The sequence below is a fragment of the Kitasatospora sp. NPDC001603 genome (assembly GCF_040298365.1).
Lineage (GTDB): Bacteria > Actinomycetota > Actinomycetes > Streptomycetales > Streptomycetaceae > Kitasatospora.
Window position 1 is genome coordinate 107,066 of sequence record NZ_JBEPAA010000018.1, and the last position, 15,861, is coordinate 122,926.

Sequence of the window (15,861 nt, forward strand, 5' to 3'; positions counted from 1 at the left end):
GTCGCGCCCCGGCCCGGGACCGGCGGCCCGCCGGTGGGTGCTCGGTCAGCCCGGTACGTCGCCGTGGCCCACCGGGTCCGGTACCGCGTCCAGCAGGGCGGCGCCGTTGTTGCGGACGCTGTTGACGGTGGTGGAGACCGCCCGGACCGCGAGTTCGTCCCCGGCCGGGGTGTGCAGGAGCCGCCGGAGCTCCACCGGGTCGTCGTGCTCCGGGTCGAGCCAGGCGTCCAGGTCGGCCGGGCCGATGGTGAGCGGCATCCGGTCGTGGACGCGGCCGGCCGCGTCGGTGGCGTCGGTGGTGATGATCGTGGCGGTGGTGAGCCAGGCCGCCGGGTCGTCCTCGGGCAGCGAGCGGTCCCGCCAGAACTCGTACAGCCCGGCCATCACCAGCGGGCCGCCGGCGCGGGGGTGGAGGTAGTAGGGCTGCTTGTAGGCCTTGCGGTCCTCGGCGGCGGGCACCCGCACCCACTCGTAGTAGCCGTCGGCGGGCAGGACGCAGCGGCGCTTGGCGAAGGCGGAGCGGAAGGCGGGCTTCTCGTGCACCGTCTCGGCCCGGGCGTTGATCAGCCTGGCGCCCGCGGCCGGGTCCTTGGACCAGGAGGGGACCAGGCCCCACCGCACCGGGCGGAGCCGGCGGGCGAGTTCGCCGCTCTCGCGGTCGACCCGTTCCAGCACCGTCCACACCGGGTCCGTGGGGGCGACGTTCCAGCTCGGCGCGAGGGTCTCGGCCGGGTTCCAGCCGGTCACCCCGAGCAGGCCGAGCAGGTCCTGGGGCGTGGTGGTGGAGACGAATCGGCCGCACATGGGCGCCACTCTGCCACCACCGGGCCCCCGGGGCCACAGACGCGGGCCCGGCCGGAGGCGGTGGTGTCAACCCGGGGCCGGCGCCCGGGCGCCGGGCCGTCCGGGCGCCGGCGGGCCCGGTTCCGGCGCGGCGCCCGCCCGCCCGCGCCGGGTGGCGGCTCAGTGGCGGGCCGGGCGCCACATGGTGGAGACGGTGTGGCCGGACGGGACGGTGATCCGGTCGAGTTCGGTGAAGCCCGCCCGGGCGTAGCGCTCGTTGTTGGCGGGGTTGCAGGACTCCAGGTAGGCGGCCGCGCCGAGGGCGTCGATCCGGGCCAGGTTCTCGGCGAGCAGGCCCATGCCGAGGCCGTGGCCGCGGTGGTCGCCGTGGGTGGCCAGCAGGCTCAGGAAGAAGTGCGGTTCGCTTCTCGGGTGGGCCGCTTCGAGGTCCGCGAGGATCGCGAGCAGGCCGTCGGCGGTGGCCCGGTCGGTGATGCCGACCAGGAAGTCCTCCAGGCCCTCCTCCTCGTCGGGGCTGAGGTCGTTGCCGCCGGGCGGGATCCACAGCGCGGCGGACTCCACGTTCGGCGTCACCAGGGTCCAGGGGTAGCGCAGGGCGGAGGTGGCGAACAGGCGCCACATCGCGGAGGCCTGGGCCGCCCGTCGCTCGCGGTCGGGGAACGCCGGGCCCCAGAGCGGGTCGTCGAAGAACGCGGAGGTCAGGGTGGCGACGATCGCGTCGACGTCGGCGGAGGTCGCGGTGCGGGCGGTCACGGGTGCGGTCGGTCGGTTCAAGACGCCACCTTCGGGAGGCCGGGAGAGGGTGATCGTCAGCGTACGACGGTGCCGGGGGCGCCGGGCGGGACGGGTCGCACGGACGGGCGCCGTCCTCCCGCGCGGTGCGGGGGAACGGCGCCCGGGGGGCCGGTGCGGGCTCAGCCGAGCCGGCGGGTGAGCGGCGCGTCGGCGCGGGTGAACAGGACGGCCAGCAGTCCGGCGAACAGCGGGACGGCGACGGTGGTGAGCCCGATGTTCGCCCAGGGCACCACGATCGTGCTGCTGCCCGCCTGGTTGGCGACGTCACGGGCCATCAGCAGGGCGACCGCCGGGACGAAGCCGTTGATCGTGCCGAGGGCCGCGCCCAGGACGGCGATCAGCGCGCACTGGATGCCGGAGAGGGTCCGGCGGATCCCCGGCGGCGCGCCGACCGCGGCGAGGGTCGCCTGGTCGCGCCGGGAGTCGGCGGCGGCGAGGCCGGTGGCGATGCACGCGGCGCCGAGCACGACCAGGGCGGCGAAGCCGGTGAGGGCGATGGTCGGTACGTCGCTCTTCGGCTCGAACCCGCGCTCCACGTCGAGCAGGGCGCTCGGCAGGATGCGGTCGGCGGTGGCCGCGGCCCGCTGCGTCGCCTTGCGGTCCGGCGCGGTGGACGGCAGCCAGACCGAGCCGCTGGGCTTCGTCGTGAGGCCCAGTCCGGTGATCGTCCGGGTGCCGATGACGCCAACCCCGTACCGGGCGGCGGTCGGGTTCTCGACCACGACGGCGTCGACGGGGATCTCCCGGATCTCCTGCGCCGGGGCGGCGCCCGGCTGCGGCGGGGCGGTGAAGCCACCCGTCAGCTGGAGCACGAGCTTGTCGCCGCTGAGCAGGGAGCGGTCGAAGACCACGGCCTTGCCGGCGGCCAGCGCCTGCTCGGCGGCCGGGTCGCGGACGGCGAAGGCGTTGTGCAGGACGGTCGCGTCGCCGACGACGAGGGCCCGGGAGCCGAAGCCGACCCCGCCCTTGACGGTGACGTTGCTGGAGCACTCCGCGCACCACGAGTAGACCGCGGTGCCGAGGTCGGCGCGTTCCCCGAGCTCGGGCAGGTCCTGCTCGATGGCCGCGCGCACCTGGGGGAGCAGCGGGCTGTCGGTGAGCACGCCGAGCGAGACGGAGTTGACCGGGCTGTGCGGCCGGTAGGAGGCGGCGTCCATGACGTCGCTGCTCGCGGTGTAGAGGCCGATCGCCACCGAGCCGGCGACGGCGGCCATCACGGCCGCGATGGCCGGGGCGGTGCGGCCGCGGTGGCGGGCCGAGTCGCGCAGGGCGAGCCGGCCGCCGAGCGGCAGGAACCGGGCGAGCCGGCCGCAGAGGGCGATCAGTACCGGGGTGAGGGCGAGCAGGCCGAGTTCGGCGGTGGCCGAACCCGCGAGCACCATCAGGGTCATCCTGTCCAGGCCGGCGAAGACCGGGATGCCCCGGCCGGTGCCGTCGTTGGTTCCCACGGCGAGCAGCGCGACGGCCGCGCCGGAGACGAAGAGCACGATGCCGGCGGCGGTGGTCCAGCGGCTCGGCGGCCTGACGGTGTCACGGCCGGTGAGGCCGGCGGTGACGCTCTGCCGGGCGGCCTGGAGGGCGGGCAGCGCGGCCGCGAGCAGCGCGGTGACCACGCCGACGACCGCGATGGCGAGCAGGTCGGGCGCCTGGACGCCGAAGTGGCCGAACCGGCTGCCGCCGGTCTCCTCGATCCACGACCGGGTCAGGGCCACCAGGCCGGTCCCGAGCACCACACCGGTGACCGCGCCGACCGCGCCGAGCACCAGGCCCGAGCCGAGGACGACGGAGGCGATGTGGCCGCGGTCGCCGCCGCTCGCGCCGATCAGGGCGAGCTGCCGGCGGGACCTCCGGGCGCCGACGGCGAAGGCGGGCCCGGCGAGCAGGGCGACCTCCAGCAGGGCCATGCCCGCGACGGTGCCGACCACCACGGCCTTGTCGGAGCGCAGCGGGCTGCTGGAGCCGAACTCCAGCCGCTGGTAGGTGATCTGGGACTCGGACGGCGGGTCGAGCGCCACCGCGCGGGAGGTCGCGGTGAAGCCGTACCGGTTGAGCTTCTTGACGCCCTCCCAGTCGAGGGTCGCCCCGGCGGGCAGTTTCAGCAGCCAGGCCGGCTTGCCCGGGGTCGAGCGGTCGCCCGCCCCGGTCGGGGGCTTGGCGGCGGCCGGCGCGGCCGCGGCCAGCGGGGCGAGGACCTCGCCGGGGCGGCCGACGAACTCGACCTTGGCGAGGTCGTCGGGGTGCTCCACGACGCCGGTCAGGGTGAACGGCGTCTTCTCCAGCCCCTTGAGGGTGGTGGTCTGACCGAGGCGCAGGCCGGACTCGGCGAGGAACTCCCGGGTGACGGCCGCCTCGTGCGCGGCGTTCGGGGTGCGGCCCTCGACCAGCTCGAGCCGGCCCTTCCAGACCGGATCGGTGAGGTCGGCCTCGGCGGTCTCGGTCCGGACCAGGCCGTTGGGCGAGCCGGCGCTGGCGTTGAGACCGGCGGCGGCCGGCAGCAGGGTCGAGCCGGGCAGCAGCTCCTTCAGCAGCGCGGCCGGGTCGGCGCCGGCGCTGCGGGTCTGCTCCGGGGTCGGTCCCTGGTTGGCCCGGACGCCGATCGCGAGCGCGCCGTCCTCGGCGAACGGGCGCTGCTGGACGGTGCTGCCGAGCTCGTAGGCGGTGACGAGCGCGTCGGCCCCGCCGGCCAGCCGTTCGACCCGCTCCACCGGGGCGAGCTGGCCGCTGCGGTAGACGATGTCGGCGCCGGCCACGCCGAGCACGGGCAGCGAGATCATGGCGATGACGAGGGCGCTGCGGCCCTTGGCGCGCAGGGCGTCGCGGCGGGCGATCCGCAGCGCGACCTTCAGTGGTCCGAGCTTCATCCGGTGGCCTCGATCCGGTTCCCGTGGCGGGCGGCCATGGTCTGCAGGCTCTCGACGCTGCGGCCGAAGCCCTCGTCGACGATCAGCCCGTCGCGGAGGAAGACGACCCGGTCGGCCCAGCTGGCGTGCCGGGGTTCGTGGGTGACCATCATCGCGGCGGCGCCGGCGTCGCAGCGGGCCCGCAGGACGCCCAGGACGGCTTCGCCGTTGGCGGAGTCGAGGGCGCCGGTGGGCTCGTCGGCGAGGACGAGGCGGCGCTCGCCGACCAGGGCGCGGGCGATGGCCACGCGCTGCTGCTGGCCGCCGGACATGTCGTCGGGGTAGCGGCCGGCCAGCTCGGGGATGCCGAGTTCCTCCAGTGCGGCCAGTGCCTCACGGCGCGTCACCCGACCGGAGATCCCGTCGAGTTCGCGCGGCAGCGCGATGTTCTCGGCGGCGGTGAGGGCCGGGATCAGGTTGTAGTCCTGGAACACGTAGCCGATCGAGCGCCGCCGGGCCGCGGCGAGCTTCTTGCGGCTCAGGCCGCCGAGTGCGACGCCCTCGACCAGGACCTGGCCGGTGGTGGGGGTGTCCAGGCCGCCGGCGAGGGTGAGCAGGGTCGACTTGCCGGAGCCGGACGGGCCCATCACGGCGACGAACTCGCCGGCCTGCACCTTGAGGTCCACGCCGCGCAGCGCGTGCACCTCGGCCGCGCCGCGGCCGTGCACCCGGGTGACGTTGTCCAGGTGCAGCACCGGGGCGCCGCCGTTCCTGGACGGACTGGTTTCGAACATGGGTCCCCCTTTGAGACAGGGCATCAGGAAGCCTTCGGCGGGTGGGGCGGGGCGCCTCCGGCCGGACCGGCTTTGCATACCCCGTATGTATATCGCACCTGCCGAGCAAAAGTATATGCAGGTTGCCGACATATCTTGTCCGCTGGACGGTCACGATTCTGTCCGGGCCCGGTCCGACCCCCGGCGGGGCGTCCGCGACCGCCCCGCCGGACCGGGCGGGACGGCTCGCGCCGACGGGGGAGCGAGGCGGCAGGAGGAGGCAGCAGGAGCAGGAGGGGCAGCCACCGTTCGGGCCGGCGGTCGTCAAGGTGCCGTCAAGGAAGGCCTGTTGTGCGTACGCCCCGCGTCAAGGCCGGCCCCGGCCGGGGCGGACGGGGCTCCACTGGAGCTGCGGGCCCGCACCCCGGCGGCCCGCCGGCACTTCGGAAGGAACGTCCACCATGAGCGACACCCAGGTCCTCTTCGGCCACCCCGGCACCACCGCGGGCACCGCCGTGGGGCGCCCGCTCGCCGTCGTCGAGCGCGACGCCGTGCCGCCGCGCCGCCGCGGCCCCGCCCCGGTGCCCGACGTCCTGGCCGGGGCGGACGAGGAGGGCGACGAGCCGTCCGGGGCGGCCGGCCGGCAGTGGCGCGGCCGGGCGGCGCACTGCCGGATCGCCCTGCAGTACCTCGACTGACGCCGCCCGCGCCGGGCGGGACACCGCCGGCGCCCCGCCCGCCCCGCCCCCGCCCGCAGGAGCCGCCGCCATGACCGTCCTTCCCGCCCCCGCCCCCGTCCCCGCCCCCGTCCCCGCCCCCGTCCCCGCTCCCGCCCCCGACCCCGCGCCGGAGGCGGCGGCGCCCGCACCGGCGGGGGCCGCCGAACCGCTCGGCGGCCCGTGGCCGGCCTCGGCGCACGCCGCACCCGGTGGGGACCTGCTGGTCGGCGGGGTCGGCCTGGCCGAGGCCGCCGACCGGTTCGGCACCCCGCTGTACGTCCTGGACGAGGACGAGGTGCGGGCCCGCGCCCGCGCCTACCGGCAGGCCCTGCCGCACGCCGACGTGCTCTACGCGGCCAAGGCCTTCCTGTGCGGCGCGATGGCCGACTGGGTCGGCGAGGAGGGCCTCGGCCTGGACGTCTGCTCCTCCGGGGAGCTCTCGCTGGCCGCCGCGGCCGGGTTCCCGGCGCAGCGGATCCTGCTGCACGGCAACGCCAAGACGCCGGAGGAGCTCCGGCTCGCCCGGCGGCTGAGGGTCGGCCGGATCGTCATCGACGGACCGGGGGAGATCGCCCGGCTGGCGGCCCTGGTGGCCGCGGACACCCCGCAGCGGGTGCTGGTCCGGGTGGTTCCGGGCATCGCCGCCGGCCACCACGAGGCGGTGCGCACGGGTGTCGGCGGCCAGAAGTTCGGCCTCCCGATCGAGGGCGGGGACGCGGCCGACGCGATCGCCCGGGTGCTGGCCCAGCCCGGCCTCGACCTGGTCGGCCTGCACTGCCACCTGGGCTCCCAGATCACCGGGGTCGAGCCCTATCTCGCCGCCGTGGACACGGTGGTGGCCTTCCTGGCGGAGCTGCGCGAGCGGCACGGCGTCGAGCTGCCCGAACTGGACCTCGGCGGCGGCCACGGCATCCGCTACCTGCCGGGGGACGACGCCTTCGACCTCGCGGACTTCGCCGCCCGGGTGCCGCGCCGGCTCGCCGAGCGCTGCGCCGGGGCCGGGCTCGCGGTGCCGCGCCTGGTGATCGAGCCCGGCCGGGCCGTCGCCGGGCCGGCCGGGGTGGCGCTCTACCGGGTGCTGTCGGTCAAGCACGGCGCGGACGGCCGGGTCTTCGCCGCCGTCGACGGCGGCATGAGCGACAACCCGCGGCCCGCGCTCTACGGCTCCCCGTACACCGCGCGGCTGGTCGGCCGGCGCTCCGACGCCCCGGCGGCCCGCGTGGACGTGGTCGGGCGGCACTGCGAGGCCGGCGACGTGCTGGTGCGGGGCGCCGGCCTGCCGGCCGACCTGCGGGCGGGGGACCTGCTGGCCGTCCCGGCGGCCGGCGCCTACCAGTTCTCGATGGCCTCCGGCTACAACCTGGTCGGGCGCCCGGCCGTCGCCGCCGTCCGGGACGGCCGGGCCCGGCTGCTGATCCGCCGTGAGACGGTCGAGGACTTCCGGGCCCGCGAGGTCGGCCGCTGACCGGCGCCGCCCGGGGCGGGTGCGAACACCCCCTAGGCCCGGTGCACGACCTCCCCGCCGACGACGCTCAGCTCGACGCGCGCCTCCGGGATCGCCTTCGGGTCGACGGCGAACAGGTCCTCGGAGAGCAGGACGAGGTCGGCGAGCTTGCCGGGGGTGAGCGAGCCGAGGCGGTCGTCCAGGAAGTTGGCGTAGGCACTGCCGAGGGTGTAGCCGCGCAGCGCGGTGGCCAGCGAGACGGTCTCGCCCTCCATCCACGGCTCCCCGCCGGCCAGGCCCCGGCGGGTGACGGCGGTGTAGAGGCCGACCAGCGGGTCCATCTCGGCGACGTTCCAGTCGCTGGAGAAGGCGAGCGTCGCCCCGGCCTCCTGGAGGCTGCGCATCGGCCACGCCTTGGACCAGCGGCCCTCGCCCACCGCCTCGGCCCAGTCCTTGCCGGGGCCGGCGATGTCGGGGGAACAGTGCCGGGGCTGCATGCAGGCGACCACGCCCAGCTCGGCGAAGCGGGAGACGTCGGCCGGGTCGAGGCACTCGACGTGGACCACCTGGTGGCGGGCGTCGCGCGGCCCGTTGACCCGGCGGGCGTGCTCGACGGCGTCCAGCACGGTGCGGATGCCGCGGTCCCCGGTCGCGTGCACGAAGGCCTGGAAGCCGGCCGCGTCGAGCGAGGTCAGGAGCTCGGCGAACTCCTCGGCGGGGTAGAAGGTCTCGCCCCGGTGGCTGTGGTGGCCCGCGTAGGGCTCCAGCAGCGCGGCGGTGTGCGGCTCGACCACGTCGTCGATGTACAGCTTCAGCGGGCCGACCCGGAAGCGGTCGCCGGTGTGGCGGCGGGCGGCCGCCGCGAACTCGGCGAGTTCCGCCGCGGTGGTGCCGCGCGGGTGGAACAGCGCGGCGACCAGGCGCGAGCGCAGCCGGCCCTCGGCGATGGCCCGCTCGAAGAGGGCGAGGTCGTCGAGCGAGTTCTGCGGTTCGACGACGGTGGTGATGCCGTAGCGGGCGGCCATGTCGAGGCTGGCGGCGAGCCGCCCGTACTGCCGCTCGGGGTCGGCCCACGGCACCCCGGCGGCGCGCAGCGCGCGGTGCCCGTCGCGGGAGAGGCCGCGCACCGCGAAGTCGGTGAGGAACCCGGTGGGCTCGCCGGTCGCCGGGTCCTTCCGGACGGTGCCGAAGGCGAGTTCCCGGGTCTCGGCGGTGATGCCCAGGCGGCGCAGCGCGGCGGTGTTCAGCCAGGCGGTGTGCACGTCGTAGCTGAGGACCAGGGCCGGGTGGTCGCCGGTGTAGGGGTCGAGGTCGGCCGCGGTGGGCATCCGGCCGCCGGGGACGGCGGTGTAGTCGAAGGCCTCGGCCTCGATCCAGTCGGCGCCGGGGTTGCGCTCCAGCCACCGGCCGATCCGGCGGCCGATCTCGGGCAGGTCGGTGGCGCCGGCGAGTTGGACGCAGGCGGCGTCGGAGCCGAGCCGGACGTGGTTGTGGCTGTCGACGAAGCCGGGCACCAGCAGGCGCCCCCGGCCGTCGACGACCTCGGTGCCGGGCCCGGCCAGGGCCCGCCAGTCGTCGCCGTCGCCGACGTGGACGATCCGGCCGTCGCGGACGGCGACCGCCTCGGCGCGCGGCCGGCGGTCGTCCACGGTGTGGACGTGGGCGTTGTGGACGATCAGGTCGGCGGGGCGGTTCACGAGAACTCCGGAGCGGTGGCGGGAGCGGAAGCGGGGGTGCGGTCGGTGGCCGAGAGGCCGGCGGCGGCGCCGCGCGGGGCCTCGGCCTGGTCGGCCGGGAGGCTGAGCACCCAGTGGGTCGCGCTGCGCGGGCGCAGGTAGAGGAACCAGTAGAGGACCCCGACGAGCAGCACGGCGAGGGTGATCAGCAGGTCCCGGCCGGCCTGTTGGGTGAGCGCGTAGCCGAGCACCACGGTGGTGAGCACGGGCGCCACGGGCCAGAGCGGCATCCGCCAGGCGGGCGCGCCCCGGTGCCGGCCGCGCCGGGCGAGCAGCGCGGCGACGCCGAGCAGCAGGTAGATGACGGCGACCACGACCCCGGTGAAGCCGAGCAGCGCGTCGATCGGGACGGTCAGGGCGAGCACGGCGCCGGGCGCGCCGATCGCGAGGGTGGCGACCCACGGCGAGCCCCAGCGCGGATGCAGGGTGCCGAGCGCCCGGTTGACCGGGTCGGGCCAGGTGCGGTCGCGGGCGGAGGCGTACAGCACCCGGCCGTTCTGGATCACCATGACGATGACGGCGTTGAGGATCGCGGCGGCGATGCAGAGGCTGACGAAGGTGCCCACCGTGCTGCCGGCCCAGGAGTCGACGATGGCGACCAGGTCACCGGCGGCCAACTGGTCGGGCGACGCGACCCCGAGGCAGATCGCCACCACCGGGACGGTGATCACCACGACCCCGGCCAGCAGCGACCAGAGCACCGTGCGGGCGACCGTGCGGCGCGGGTCGCGCAGGTCCTCCGAGAGGTAGACGGCGGTGCCGAAGCCGTTGTACGTGAACATCGCCACGGCCAGCCCGGACACCAGCAGTCCGAGGGTGAACGGTCCGGTGCCGCCCTGCCCGTCCGGGACGACGGCGTGCACCAGTGAGGAGACCGGCTGGTGGACGTGGGTGAAGCCGAGCACCGCGACGATGCCGGCGGCGAGCACTTCGAGTCCGAGGAAGATGCCGGTGATCAGCGCGTTGGACTTGATGTCCAGCACGCCGACCGCGACGGCCAGCGCCATCACGGCGGCGCCGGCGACCGCCGGGTCCAGCGAGAGCACCGAGCCGAGGTAGTCGGCGGTGCCGAGCGCGATGATCGGCGGGATGACCAGCAGCGAGACGATCGAGATCATGAAGACCAGCCAGCCGGCCAGTCGCCCGAGCACCTGGCCGACGATCGAGTACTCGCCGCCGGCGCTGGGCACCAGGGTGCCGAGTTCGGCGTAGCAGAGGCCGACGCCCAGCGAGAGCACGGCGGCGATCAGCAGGCTGATCACGGCGCCGCTGCCCTGTGACATCAGCAGCGGGGGCACCACGATGAAGAGCGACGAGGCCGGGGTGACGCAGGACAGGGTGAGCAGGACCCCGCCGAAGACGCCCAGGGAGCGGGGGAGCGCCTCGACCGCGGGCCGGGGGGAGCCGGCGGGCTGCGGCGGACCGGCGGGCCGGGGGCCGTCGGCGGTCTGTGGGGGAGGGGAAGAGGCCATCGGGGGACCGGACTCTCTCACGGGGAAGGTGTCCGACCATTGAAAGGCTGGTGAAAAGAAAGCGTCAAGGGCTCTCTGCTGTCATTTCGCCCAGAGAATCAGCCCTGATCTGCGAATCATTTGCCGATCATCATTCAGAGCTGTCGAATGCCGGTCCGATGGGCAGATCGTAGGTGTAGGACTCCTTGACGATGTCGAGGTGGACCCAGGACTCCGAGCGCGTCACGCCGGGCAGTCCGCGGAGCGCCTCCAGACCGTGCAGCAGGGCCGGGCGGTCCGGGGCGTCCAGCCCGCAGACGAGGTCGAAGCGGCCGTAGCCCGAGGCCACGTAGTTGACGCCGGGCAGCGCGGCGGCGGCCTCCGCGACCTCGCGTGCCGGTCCGAGCACCCCGAGCCCCACCCCGGCGGCCTCCCGGACGCCGAGCGCCCTCGACTCCACCAGGCCGGTGACGTGCACCGCGCCGACCTCCAGCAGGCGCAGCACCCGGGCCCGGGTGGCCGGCTGGGAGAGGCCGATCCGGTCCGCCAGCGCCGCGAAGCTGGCCCGCCCGTCGGCCTGGAGGAGTCCGAGCAGCCGCCGGTCGGTCCCGTCCAGGGCGGGCAGCGCGCCGGTCCGGAGGCCCGGGCCGGACGGCGCGTACGCGTCCCGGACCAGCTCGGTGCAGCGGAACACCTCGACGCCGCGTACCCCGGGCACCGCCCGCAGTGCGGCGAACTCGCGCTCCAGTGCCGCGTCGTCGGCCACCCGGAGCTCGGCGATCACGCTCCGCCGTCCGGCGGTGCAGGAGACGAAGCTGGCCGCCCGCCGGCCGGCGGCCGCCACGGCCACCGGCCGGGCCGGGCCGGCCACGTCCAGGGAGGCGTGGGCGACGGTGGTGATCCCGGCGACGGCGGGCGGCACGATGCCGACGATCCGCACCTCGCCCCGGGTCAGCAGCCGCTGCACCCGGGCCCGCGCGGCCTCCCGGGAGATCTCCAGCAGTTCGGCGAGCCGCTGGTAGCTGACGCGGCCGTCGCGCTGGAGCTCCCGTACGAGGGCGGCGTCCGTGGTGTCGAGCACGTGGGGCTCCCGGGGCGGCGGGGTGGCTGGTCCCGGCAATCTATCCGGCCGCGGCGGGGCCGGGCCGGACGGGTCCGCGCGACCGCGCCGGGGGGCGGAGGGTTACCGCAGGTGGGGCCCGTCGTTGTCCAGGCATGAGAAACGACCTCCAGGCCTTCGCCCTCGCAGGCGAAGAAACGATTCCTCATGAGCAGGCACCGATCTTCACGCACCTCGTCGCCCTCTGGATCGGCTACGGGCGGACGGTGCCCGGCCACGTCGACCAGGAGTGGCACCGGCTGGTCCAGCCGCCCCGGTTCGCCCCGCCGGCCCTCGGTACCACCGGTCCCGCCGGGCAGCCGGAATGACCGGCCGGGAGACGCCGCACGTCCCCCCGCAGCGCTCCGGCGCGGAGGCGACGGCCCTGGACCTCGACCTGCGGGCGGTCGTCTGTCCGGGCCTCACCGTCTGCGTGAAGGCCCGCCTGCGCTACGACGTGGCCGAGCCGTACGCGGTCTACCTGGACAGTCACGTCGACCGGGCGGAGCCGATCACCTGGATGTTCGCGCGCGAGCTGCTGGCGGCGGGGACGACGCGGGAGGCGGGCATCGGCGACGTGTCGGTCCGCCCGGGCACCGGCGAGGACGCCGGCACCGTGCTGGTCGCGCTCGGCGGCGACGAGGGCAGTGTCGTGCTCCGGGCCCGGGCCGCCGAGGTCAGGGTCTTCCTCGGGCGCACCGACCGCCTGGTCCCGCCCGGCCGGGAGCACGAGTACCTCGACCTGGACGGGCTCGTGCGCCGGCTGCTCGACCACGGCAGGCCGGGGCCGTGACCGGGGGCGGCGGAAGGTGCCCGGCTGCCCGCGCGGGCGGGGCGGTGGACCGGAGGGGCGGCCGGGAGCGGTCGGCCGCGGCGGGCCGTCGGCGCGGAGCCGTCGGCGCGCGGGTGGTGCGCAGGGAGCGACCGGGCGGCGGAAGGCGAGGAGGCCGCCGCCCCGGGCGGGGTCAGCGGGTCTTGGCGGGCGGCGTCGCGGCGGCCTGCTGCTCGTTCTTCTCCTTGATCCGCACGGCCTCCTTGCGGACGTCGGCCTGGATGGTGCGCTCGCGCTCCAGCCAGGTGGGGTTCTCGGTCTTCAGGGCCTCGATCTGCTCGGTGGTGAGCGCCTCGGTGACGCCGCCGCGGGCCAGGCCCGAGACGGAGACGCCGAGCTTGGCCGCGACGACCGGGCGGGGGTGCGGGCCGTTGCGCCGCAGCTCCTGGAGCCACGCGGGCGGGTCGGCCTGCAGCGTGTTGAGCTCCTCGCGGGAGACCACGCCCTCCTGGAACTCGGCGGGGGCGGCGTTGAGGTAGATGCCCAGCTTCTTGGCGGCCGTGGCCGGCTTCATGGTCTGGGTCGTCTTCGACTTGAGCGATGTCATGGTCACTAGGGTAAGCGAGTGAGTGGCGGCCCCGATCACGGTCGGTAGCCTTGCAGCGTGACAGAGATGCAGGCGAACCCCTCGTTCCGACTGGTGTACGTTCCGGGCGTGACGCCCGGTAAGTGGGTGCGCGTCTGGGAGGAGCGGCTGCCCGACGTCCCGCTCACCCTGGTCGCGGTACCGGTGGCGGAGGGCGCGGCGACGCTGCTGGCCGACGCCGCCGACGCGGGGCTGGTCCGGCTCCCGGTGGACCGGGACCGCCTCAGCGCGATCCCGCTCTACACCGAGGCCACGGTCGTCGTGTTCCCGAAGGACCACTGGCTGGCGGCGGCCGACGAGGTGCCCCTCGCCGACCTCGCCGAGGAAGTGGTCTTCCACCCGCTGGACGACACCCTGGGCTGGGCGGAGCTGCCCGGCCGCCCGGCGATCGAGCGCCCGGCCACCACCGCGGACGCGATCGAACTGGTGGCGGCGGGGGTCGGCGTCCTCCTCGTCCCGCAGTCGCTCGCCCGCTTCCACCACCGCCGGGACCTCACCTTCCGGACGGTGTCGGACGCCCCCCAGTCGCAGGTCGCCCTGGCCTGGCAGCTGGACCGGACCACCGACCTGATCGAGGAGTTCATCGGGATCGTCCGCGGCCGGACGGTCAACAGCTCGCGCGGCCGGGGCCAGACGCCCCCCGCGGCCGAGCAGCCGAAGAAGGCCGCCGCCGGTGGCGGCCGCCCGCGCGCCGGCTCCGGCAAGCCCGCGGCCGCGGGCCGCTCCGGCGGCGGGAAGTCCGGCGGCGGCCGCCCCGCCGCGGGGAGGTCGGGCTCCGGCAAGGCCGGCGCGCCCCGCCGCGGCCGCCCCCGTCGCTCCTCCTGACCCACCCGCCGGCCCCGCCAGGATGGACCGGGGGCCGGCGGCGGTGGGGCCGGGACGAACCCCGGCCGGGCCCGTGACGCGCCCGGCCGGTGGTCACCGCCCGCGCGGCGGTGCCGTCAGCTGGGCTGCCACAGTTCGATGCGGTTGCCCTCGGGGTCGGTGACCCAGCCGAACCGGCCGACGCCCGCCATGTCCTGGGTCTCCTCGGCCACGTCCGCGCCCTTGGCGCGGAGTTGCGCGAGCATCGCCGCCAGGTCGCGGACGCGGAAGTTGAGCATCGTCCGCTGCGCGGGGGAGCCGAAGTAGTCCGTTCCGGACTCGAAGGCCGCGAACACCGTCGGCCCGGCTTCCTGCTGCCACAGGCCGTGCTCGTCGGCGTCCAGACCGAGGCAATCGCGGTACCAGGCGCCCAGCGCCACCGGGTCGGTGGCCCGCATGAAGTACCCGCCCACTCCCAGCACACGTTCCATGCCGCCATCCTGCCAGGTCCGTCGATCCGGCGAGTGGCGCGCGGCGGGGCGGACCGGTGCGCTCCAAGGGTTGCGCTGGATACCCCCCAGGGGTACTAATGGAGTCATGCCCAAGCGATACCCCTGGGGGGTATTGGGTCGCGGGCATCACGAAGGCTCGTCGACCGCACCGGAGGAAACCATGTCCTGCTGCTCCACCACCGGCACCTGCTCCACCGGCGCCACGACCGTCGCCACCATCGGCGCCGTGACCACGGTCTACGCGGTCACCGGCCTGACCTGCGGCCACTGCGAGCAGGCCGTCGGCCGGGCGGTGACGGGCCTGCCGGGCGTCACCGCCGTCGAGGTGGACGTCGAGGCCGGCCTGGTCACCGTCGTGTCCGAGGCCGAGCCGGACGACGAGGTGCTGCGTGCGGCGATCGACGGCGCGGGCTACGCGCTGGCCGGCCGGATCTGACCGGACCGGTACCCCTGGGGGGTACCAACGGGGGCGGTCCCGAGGGCCCGCCCCCGCAGCATCCGCAAGACGGTCGCGCCGAGGGCGCCACCGACGACGCACCACGAGGAGCCCAGATGACCACTCAGGCACCCGCCTCCACGGAGGTGGACCTCCGGATCGGCGGCATGACCTGCGCGTCCTGCGCGGCCCGGATCGAGAAGAAGCTCAACCGGATGGAGGGGGTCGAGGCCACGGTCAACTACGCGACCGGGAAGGCCCGGGCGGTCGTGGCCGACGGCGTCCGGATCGCGGACCTGGTCGCCACCGTCGAGGCCACCGGCTACACCGCGGCCCTCCCGGCCCCCGACACCGCGCGGGCGTCGGCCGCGCGGCCGGCGGAGGCCGGCGCACAGGGGGCGGAGGCCGGTGCCGGACCGGACGAACTCGCCCCACTGCGGCAGCGGTTGGCCACCGCGCTGGCCCTGGCGGTGCCGGTGATCGCGATGGCCATGGTGCCGGCCCTGCAGTTCGACAACTGGCAGTGGCTCTCGCTCACCCTCGCGGCGCCGGTCGTCACCTACGCGGCCTGGCCCTTCCACCGGGCCGCCTGGACCAACCTGAAGCACGGCGCCGCGACCATGGACACCCTGGTCTCGCTCGGCACGCTGGCCGCCTTCGGCTGGTCGCTCTGGGCCCTGTTCCTCGGGCACGCGGGGATGCCGGGCATGCGGCACGCCTTCGAGTTCAGCCTCGCCCGCGGTGACGGCTCGGCCGACCTCTACCTGGAGGCGGCGGCCGGCATCGTCGCGTTCGTGCTGGCCGGCCGCTACTTCGAGGCGCGCGCCAAGCGGACCGCCGGCGCCGCGCTGACGGCACTGCTGGAGCTCGGCGCCAAGGACGTCACCGTGCTGCGCGGCGGCGTCGAGGTTCGCCTCCCGATCGCCGAACTCGCTCCCGGGATGCGGTTCGTGGTGCGTCCGGGGGAGAAGATCGCGACGGACGGCACCGTGGTCGAGGGCTCCTCCGCGGTGGACGCCTCGATGCTCAC

At 75.8% G+C, this 15,861-nt stretch carries 16 protein-coding genes; 7 read left to right on the plus strand and 9 right to left on the minus strand.

The window, feature by feature from the left end:
* Nucleotides 1-45: 45 nt before the first annotated feature.
* From ABT263_RS14670 to ABT263_RS14685, 4 genes are all read right to left on the minus strand, one after another.
* Nucleotides 46-804, minus strand: coding sequence for an SOS response-associated peptidase (locus ABT263_RS14670; RefSeq protein WP_352290845.1), 759 nt, complete (start codon nucleotides 802-804; stop codon nucleotides 46-48).
* A gap of 159 nt (nucleotides 805-963) precedes the next feature.
* On the minus strand, nucleotides 964-1,578 hold the full coding sequence (locus tag ABT263_RS14675; RefSeq protein WP_352290846.1) for a GNAT family N-acetyltransferase: 615 nt from the start codon (nucleotides 1,576-1,578) through the stop codon (nucleotides 964-966).
* 140 nt (nucleotides 1,579-1,718) lie between these two features.
* Nucleotides 1,719-4,460: an FtsX-like permease family protein gene (locus ABT263_RS14680; protein ID WP_352290847.1), complete on the minus strand. Its 2,742-nt coding sequence runs from the start codon at nucleotides 4,458-4,460 to the stop codon at nucleotides 1,719-1,721.
* Complete coding sequence (locus ABT263_RS14685) at nucleotides 4,457-5,233, minus strand: ABC transporter ATP-binding protein (protein WP_352290848.1); 777 nt, start codon at nucleotides 5,231-5,233, stop codon at nucleotides 4,457-4,459. Before ABT263_RS14685 ends, ABT263_RS14680 begins: the two co-directional genes overlap by 4 nt.
* Nucleotides 5,234-5,673: 440 nt before the next feature.
* On the opposite strand from ABT263_RS14685, the gene ABT263_RS14690 reads away from it, so the two are divergent.
* Both ABT263_RS14690 and lysA read left to right on the plus strand, forming a co-directional pair.
* Nucleotides 5,674-5,910: a hypothetical protein gene (locus ABT263_RS14690; protein WP_352290849.1), complete on the plus strand. Its 237-nt coding sequence runs from the start codon at nucleotides 5,674-5,676 to the stop codon at nucleotides 5,908-5,910.
* Nucleotides 5,911-5,980: 70 nt separating this feature from the next.
* Nucleotides 5,981-7,396: a diaminopimelate decarboxylase gene (gene lysA / locus ABT263_RS14695; protein WP_352290850.1), complete on the plus strand. Its 1,416-nt coding sequence runs from the start codon at nucleotides 5,981-5,983 to the stop codon at nucleotides 7,394-7,396.
* Between the two features lie 32 nt (nucleotides 7,397-7,428).
* Here lysA and ABT263_RS14700 read toward each other — a convergent pair whose 3' ends face one another.
* The 3 genes from ABT263_RS14700 to ABT263_RS14710 all read right to left on the minus strand — a co-directional run bounded on the left by ABT263_RS14700 (nucleotide 7,429) and on the right by ABT263_RS14710 (nucleotide 11,643).
* Complete coding sequence (locus tag ABT263_RS14700; RefSeq protein WP_329486586.1) at nucleotides 7,429-9,072, minus strand: amidohydrolase; 1,644 nt, start codon at nucleotides 9,070-9,072, stop codon at nucleotides 7,429-7,431.
* Nucleotides 9,069-10,583, minus strand: a complete 1,515-nt coding sequence (locus ABT263_RS14705; RefSeq protein ID WP_352290851.1) for an APC family permease — start codon at nucleotides 10,581-10,583, stop codon at nucleotides 9,069-9,071. Before ABT263_RS14705 ends, ABT263_RS14700 begins: the two co-directional genes overlap by 4 nt.
* A gap of 130 nt (nucleotides 10,584-10,713) precedes the next feature.
* A complete protein-coding gene (locus tag ABT263_RS14710) occupies nucleotides 10,714-11,643 on the minus strand; it encodes an Lrp/AsnC family transcriptional regulator (protein ID WP_352290852.1) in 930 nt (309 codons plus the stop codon).
* Between the two features lie 134 nt (nucleotides 11,644-11,777).
* Here ABT263_RS14710 and ABT263_RS14715 point away from each other — a divergent pair, with 134 nt between their 5' ends.
* Together ABT263_RS14715 and ABT263_RS14720 are read left to right on the plus strand one after the other, a co-directional pair.
* Nucleotides 11,778-11,990 (plus strand): hypothetical protein, encoded by a 213-nt coding sequence (locus ABT263_RS14715; RefSeq protein ID WP_352290853.1) that lies wholly within the window; start codon nucleotides 11,778-11,780, stop codon nucleotides 11,988-11,990.
* The gene (locus ABT263_RS14720; RefSeq protein ID WP_352290854.1) at nucleotides 11,987-12,454 is read left to right on the plus strand and encodes an SsgA family sporulation/cell division regulator; all 468 of its coding nucleotides are present in this window, start codon (nucleotides 11,987-11,989) and stop codon (nucleotides 12,452-12,454) included. Before ABT263_RS14715 ends, ABT263_RS14720 begins: the two co-directional genes overlap by 4 nt.
* Before the next feature lie 172 nt (nucleotides 12,455-12,626).
* Here the strand turns inward: ABT263_RS14720 and ABT263_RS14725 are convergent, their stop codons facing one another.
* Nucleotides 12,627-13,040 (minus strand): DUF5997 family protein, encoded by a 414-nt coding sequence (locus tag ABT263_RS14725; protein ID WP_352290855.1) that lies wholly within the window; start codon nucleotides 13,038-13,040, stop codon nucleotides 12,627-12,629.
* A 57-nt stretch (nucleotides 13,041-13,097) separates the two neighbouring features.
* On the opposite strand from ABT263_RS14725, the gene ABT263_RS14730 reads away from it, so the two are divergent.
* Nucleotides 13,098-13,904 carry a LysR substrate-binding domain-containing protein gene (locus tag ABT263_RS14730; protein ID WP_502885804.1) on the plus strand — a complete coding sequence of 269 codons (807 nt, stop codon included), beginning with the start codon at nucleotides 13,098-13,100 and terminating at the stop codon, nucleotides 13,902-13,904.
* Nucleotides 13,905-14,020: 116 nt separating this feature from the next.
* Here the strand turns inward: ABT263_RS14730 and ABT263_RS14735 are convergent, their stop codons facing one another.
* Entirely contained in the window at nucleotides 14,021-14,374 is a 354-nt protein-coding gene (locus ABT263_RS14735; protein WP_352290856.1) for a VOC family protein, read from the minus strand.
* Between the two features lie 181 nt (nucleotides 14,375-14,555).
* On the opposite strand from ABT263_RS14735, the gene ABT263_RS14740 reads away from it, so the two are divergent.
* A complete protein-coding gene (locus ABT263_RS14740; RefSeq protein WP_352290857.1) occupies nucleotides 14,556-14,831 on the plus strand; it encodes a heavy-metal-associated domain-containing protein in 276 nt (91 codons plus the stop codon).
* Between the two features lie 116 nt (nucleotides 14,832-14,947).
* A partial coding sequence (locus tag ABT263_RS14745; protein WP_352290858.1) for a cation transporter occupies nucleotides 14,948-15,861 on the plus strand: 914 nt, incomplete at its 3' end.

Excerpts from the sequence above, each read along its gene's own strand:
- ABT263_RS14735 (WP_352290856.1), bottom strand. The coding sequence starts at position 14,374 with ATGGAACGTGTGCTGGGAGTGGGCGGGTACTTCATGCGGGCCACCGAC.
- ABT263_RS14680 (WP_352290847.1), bottom strand. The coding sequence starts at position 4,460 with ATGAAGCTCGGACCACTGAAGGTCGCGCTGCGGATCGCCCGCCGCGAC.
- ABT263_RS14715 (WP_352290853.1), top strand. The coding sequence starts at position 11,778 with ATGAGAAACGACCTCCAGGCCTTCGCCCTCGCAGGCGAAGAAACGATT.
- ABT263_RS14720 (WP_352290854.1), top strand. The coding sequence starts at position 11,987 with ATGACCGGCCGGGAGACGCCGCACGTCCCCCCGCAGCGCTCCGGCGCG.
- ABT263_RS14685 (WP_352290848.1), bottom strand. The coding sequence starts at position 5,233 with ATGTTCGAAACCAGTCCGTCCAGGAACGGCGGCGCCCCGGTGCTGCAC.
- ABT263_RS14725 (WP_352290855.1), bottom strand. The coding sequence starts at position 13,040 with ATGACATCGCTCAAGTCGAAGACGACCCAGACCATGAAGCCGGCCACG.
- ABT263_RS14740 (WP_352290857.1), top strand. The coding sequence starts at position 14,556 with ATGTCCTGCTGCTCCACCACCGGCACCTGCTCCACCGGCGCCACGACC.
- ABT263_RS14690 (WP_352290849.1), top strand. The coding sequence starts at position 5,674 with ATGAGCGACACCCAGGTCCTCTTCGGCCACCCCGGCACCACCGCGGGC.
- ABT263_RS14705 (WP_352290851.1), bottom strand. The coding sequence starts at position 10,583 with ATGGCCTCTTCCCCTCCCCCACAGACCGCCGACGGCCCCCGGCCCGCC.
- lysA (WP_352290850.1), top strand. The coding sequence starts at position 5,981 with ATGACCGTCCTTCCCGCCCCCGCCCCCGTCCCCGCCCCCGTCCCCGCC.
- ABT263_RS14670 (WP_352290845.1), bottom strand. The coding sequence starts at position 804 with ATGTGCGGCCGATTCGTCTCCACCACCACGCCCCAGGACCTGCTCGGC.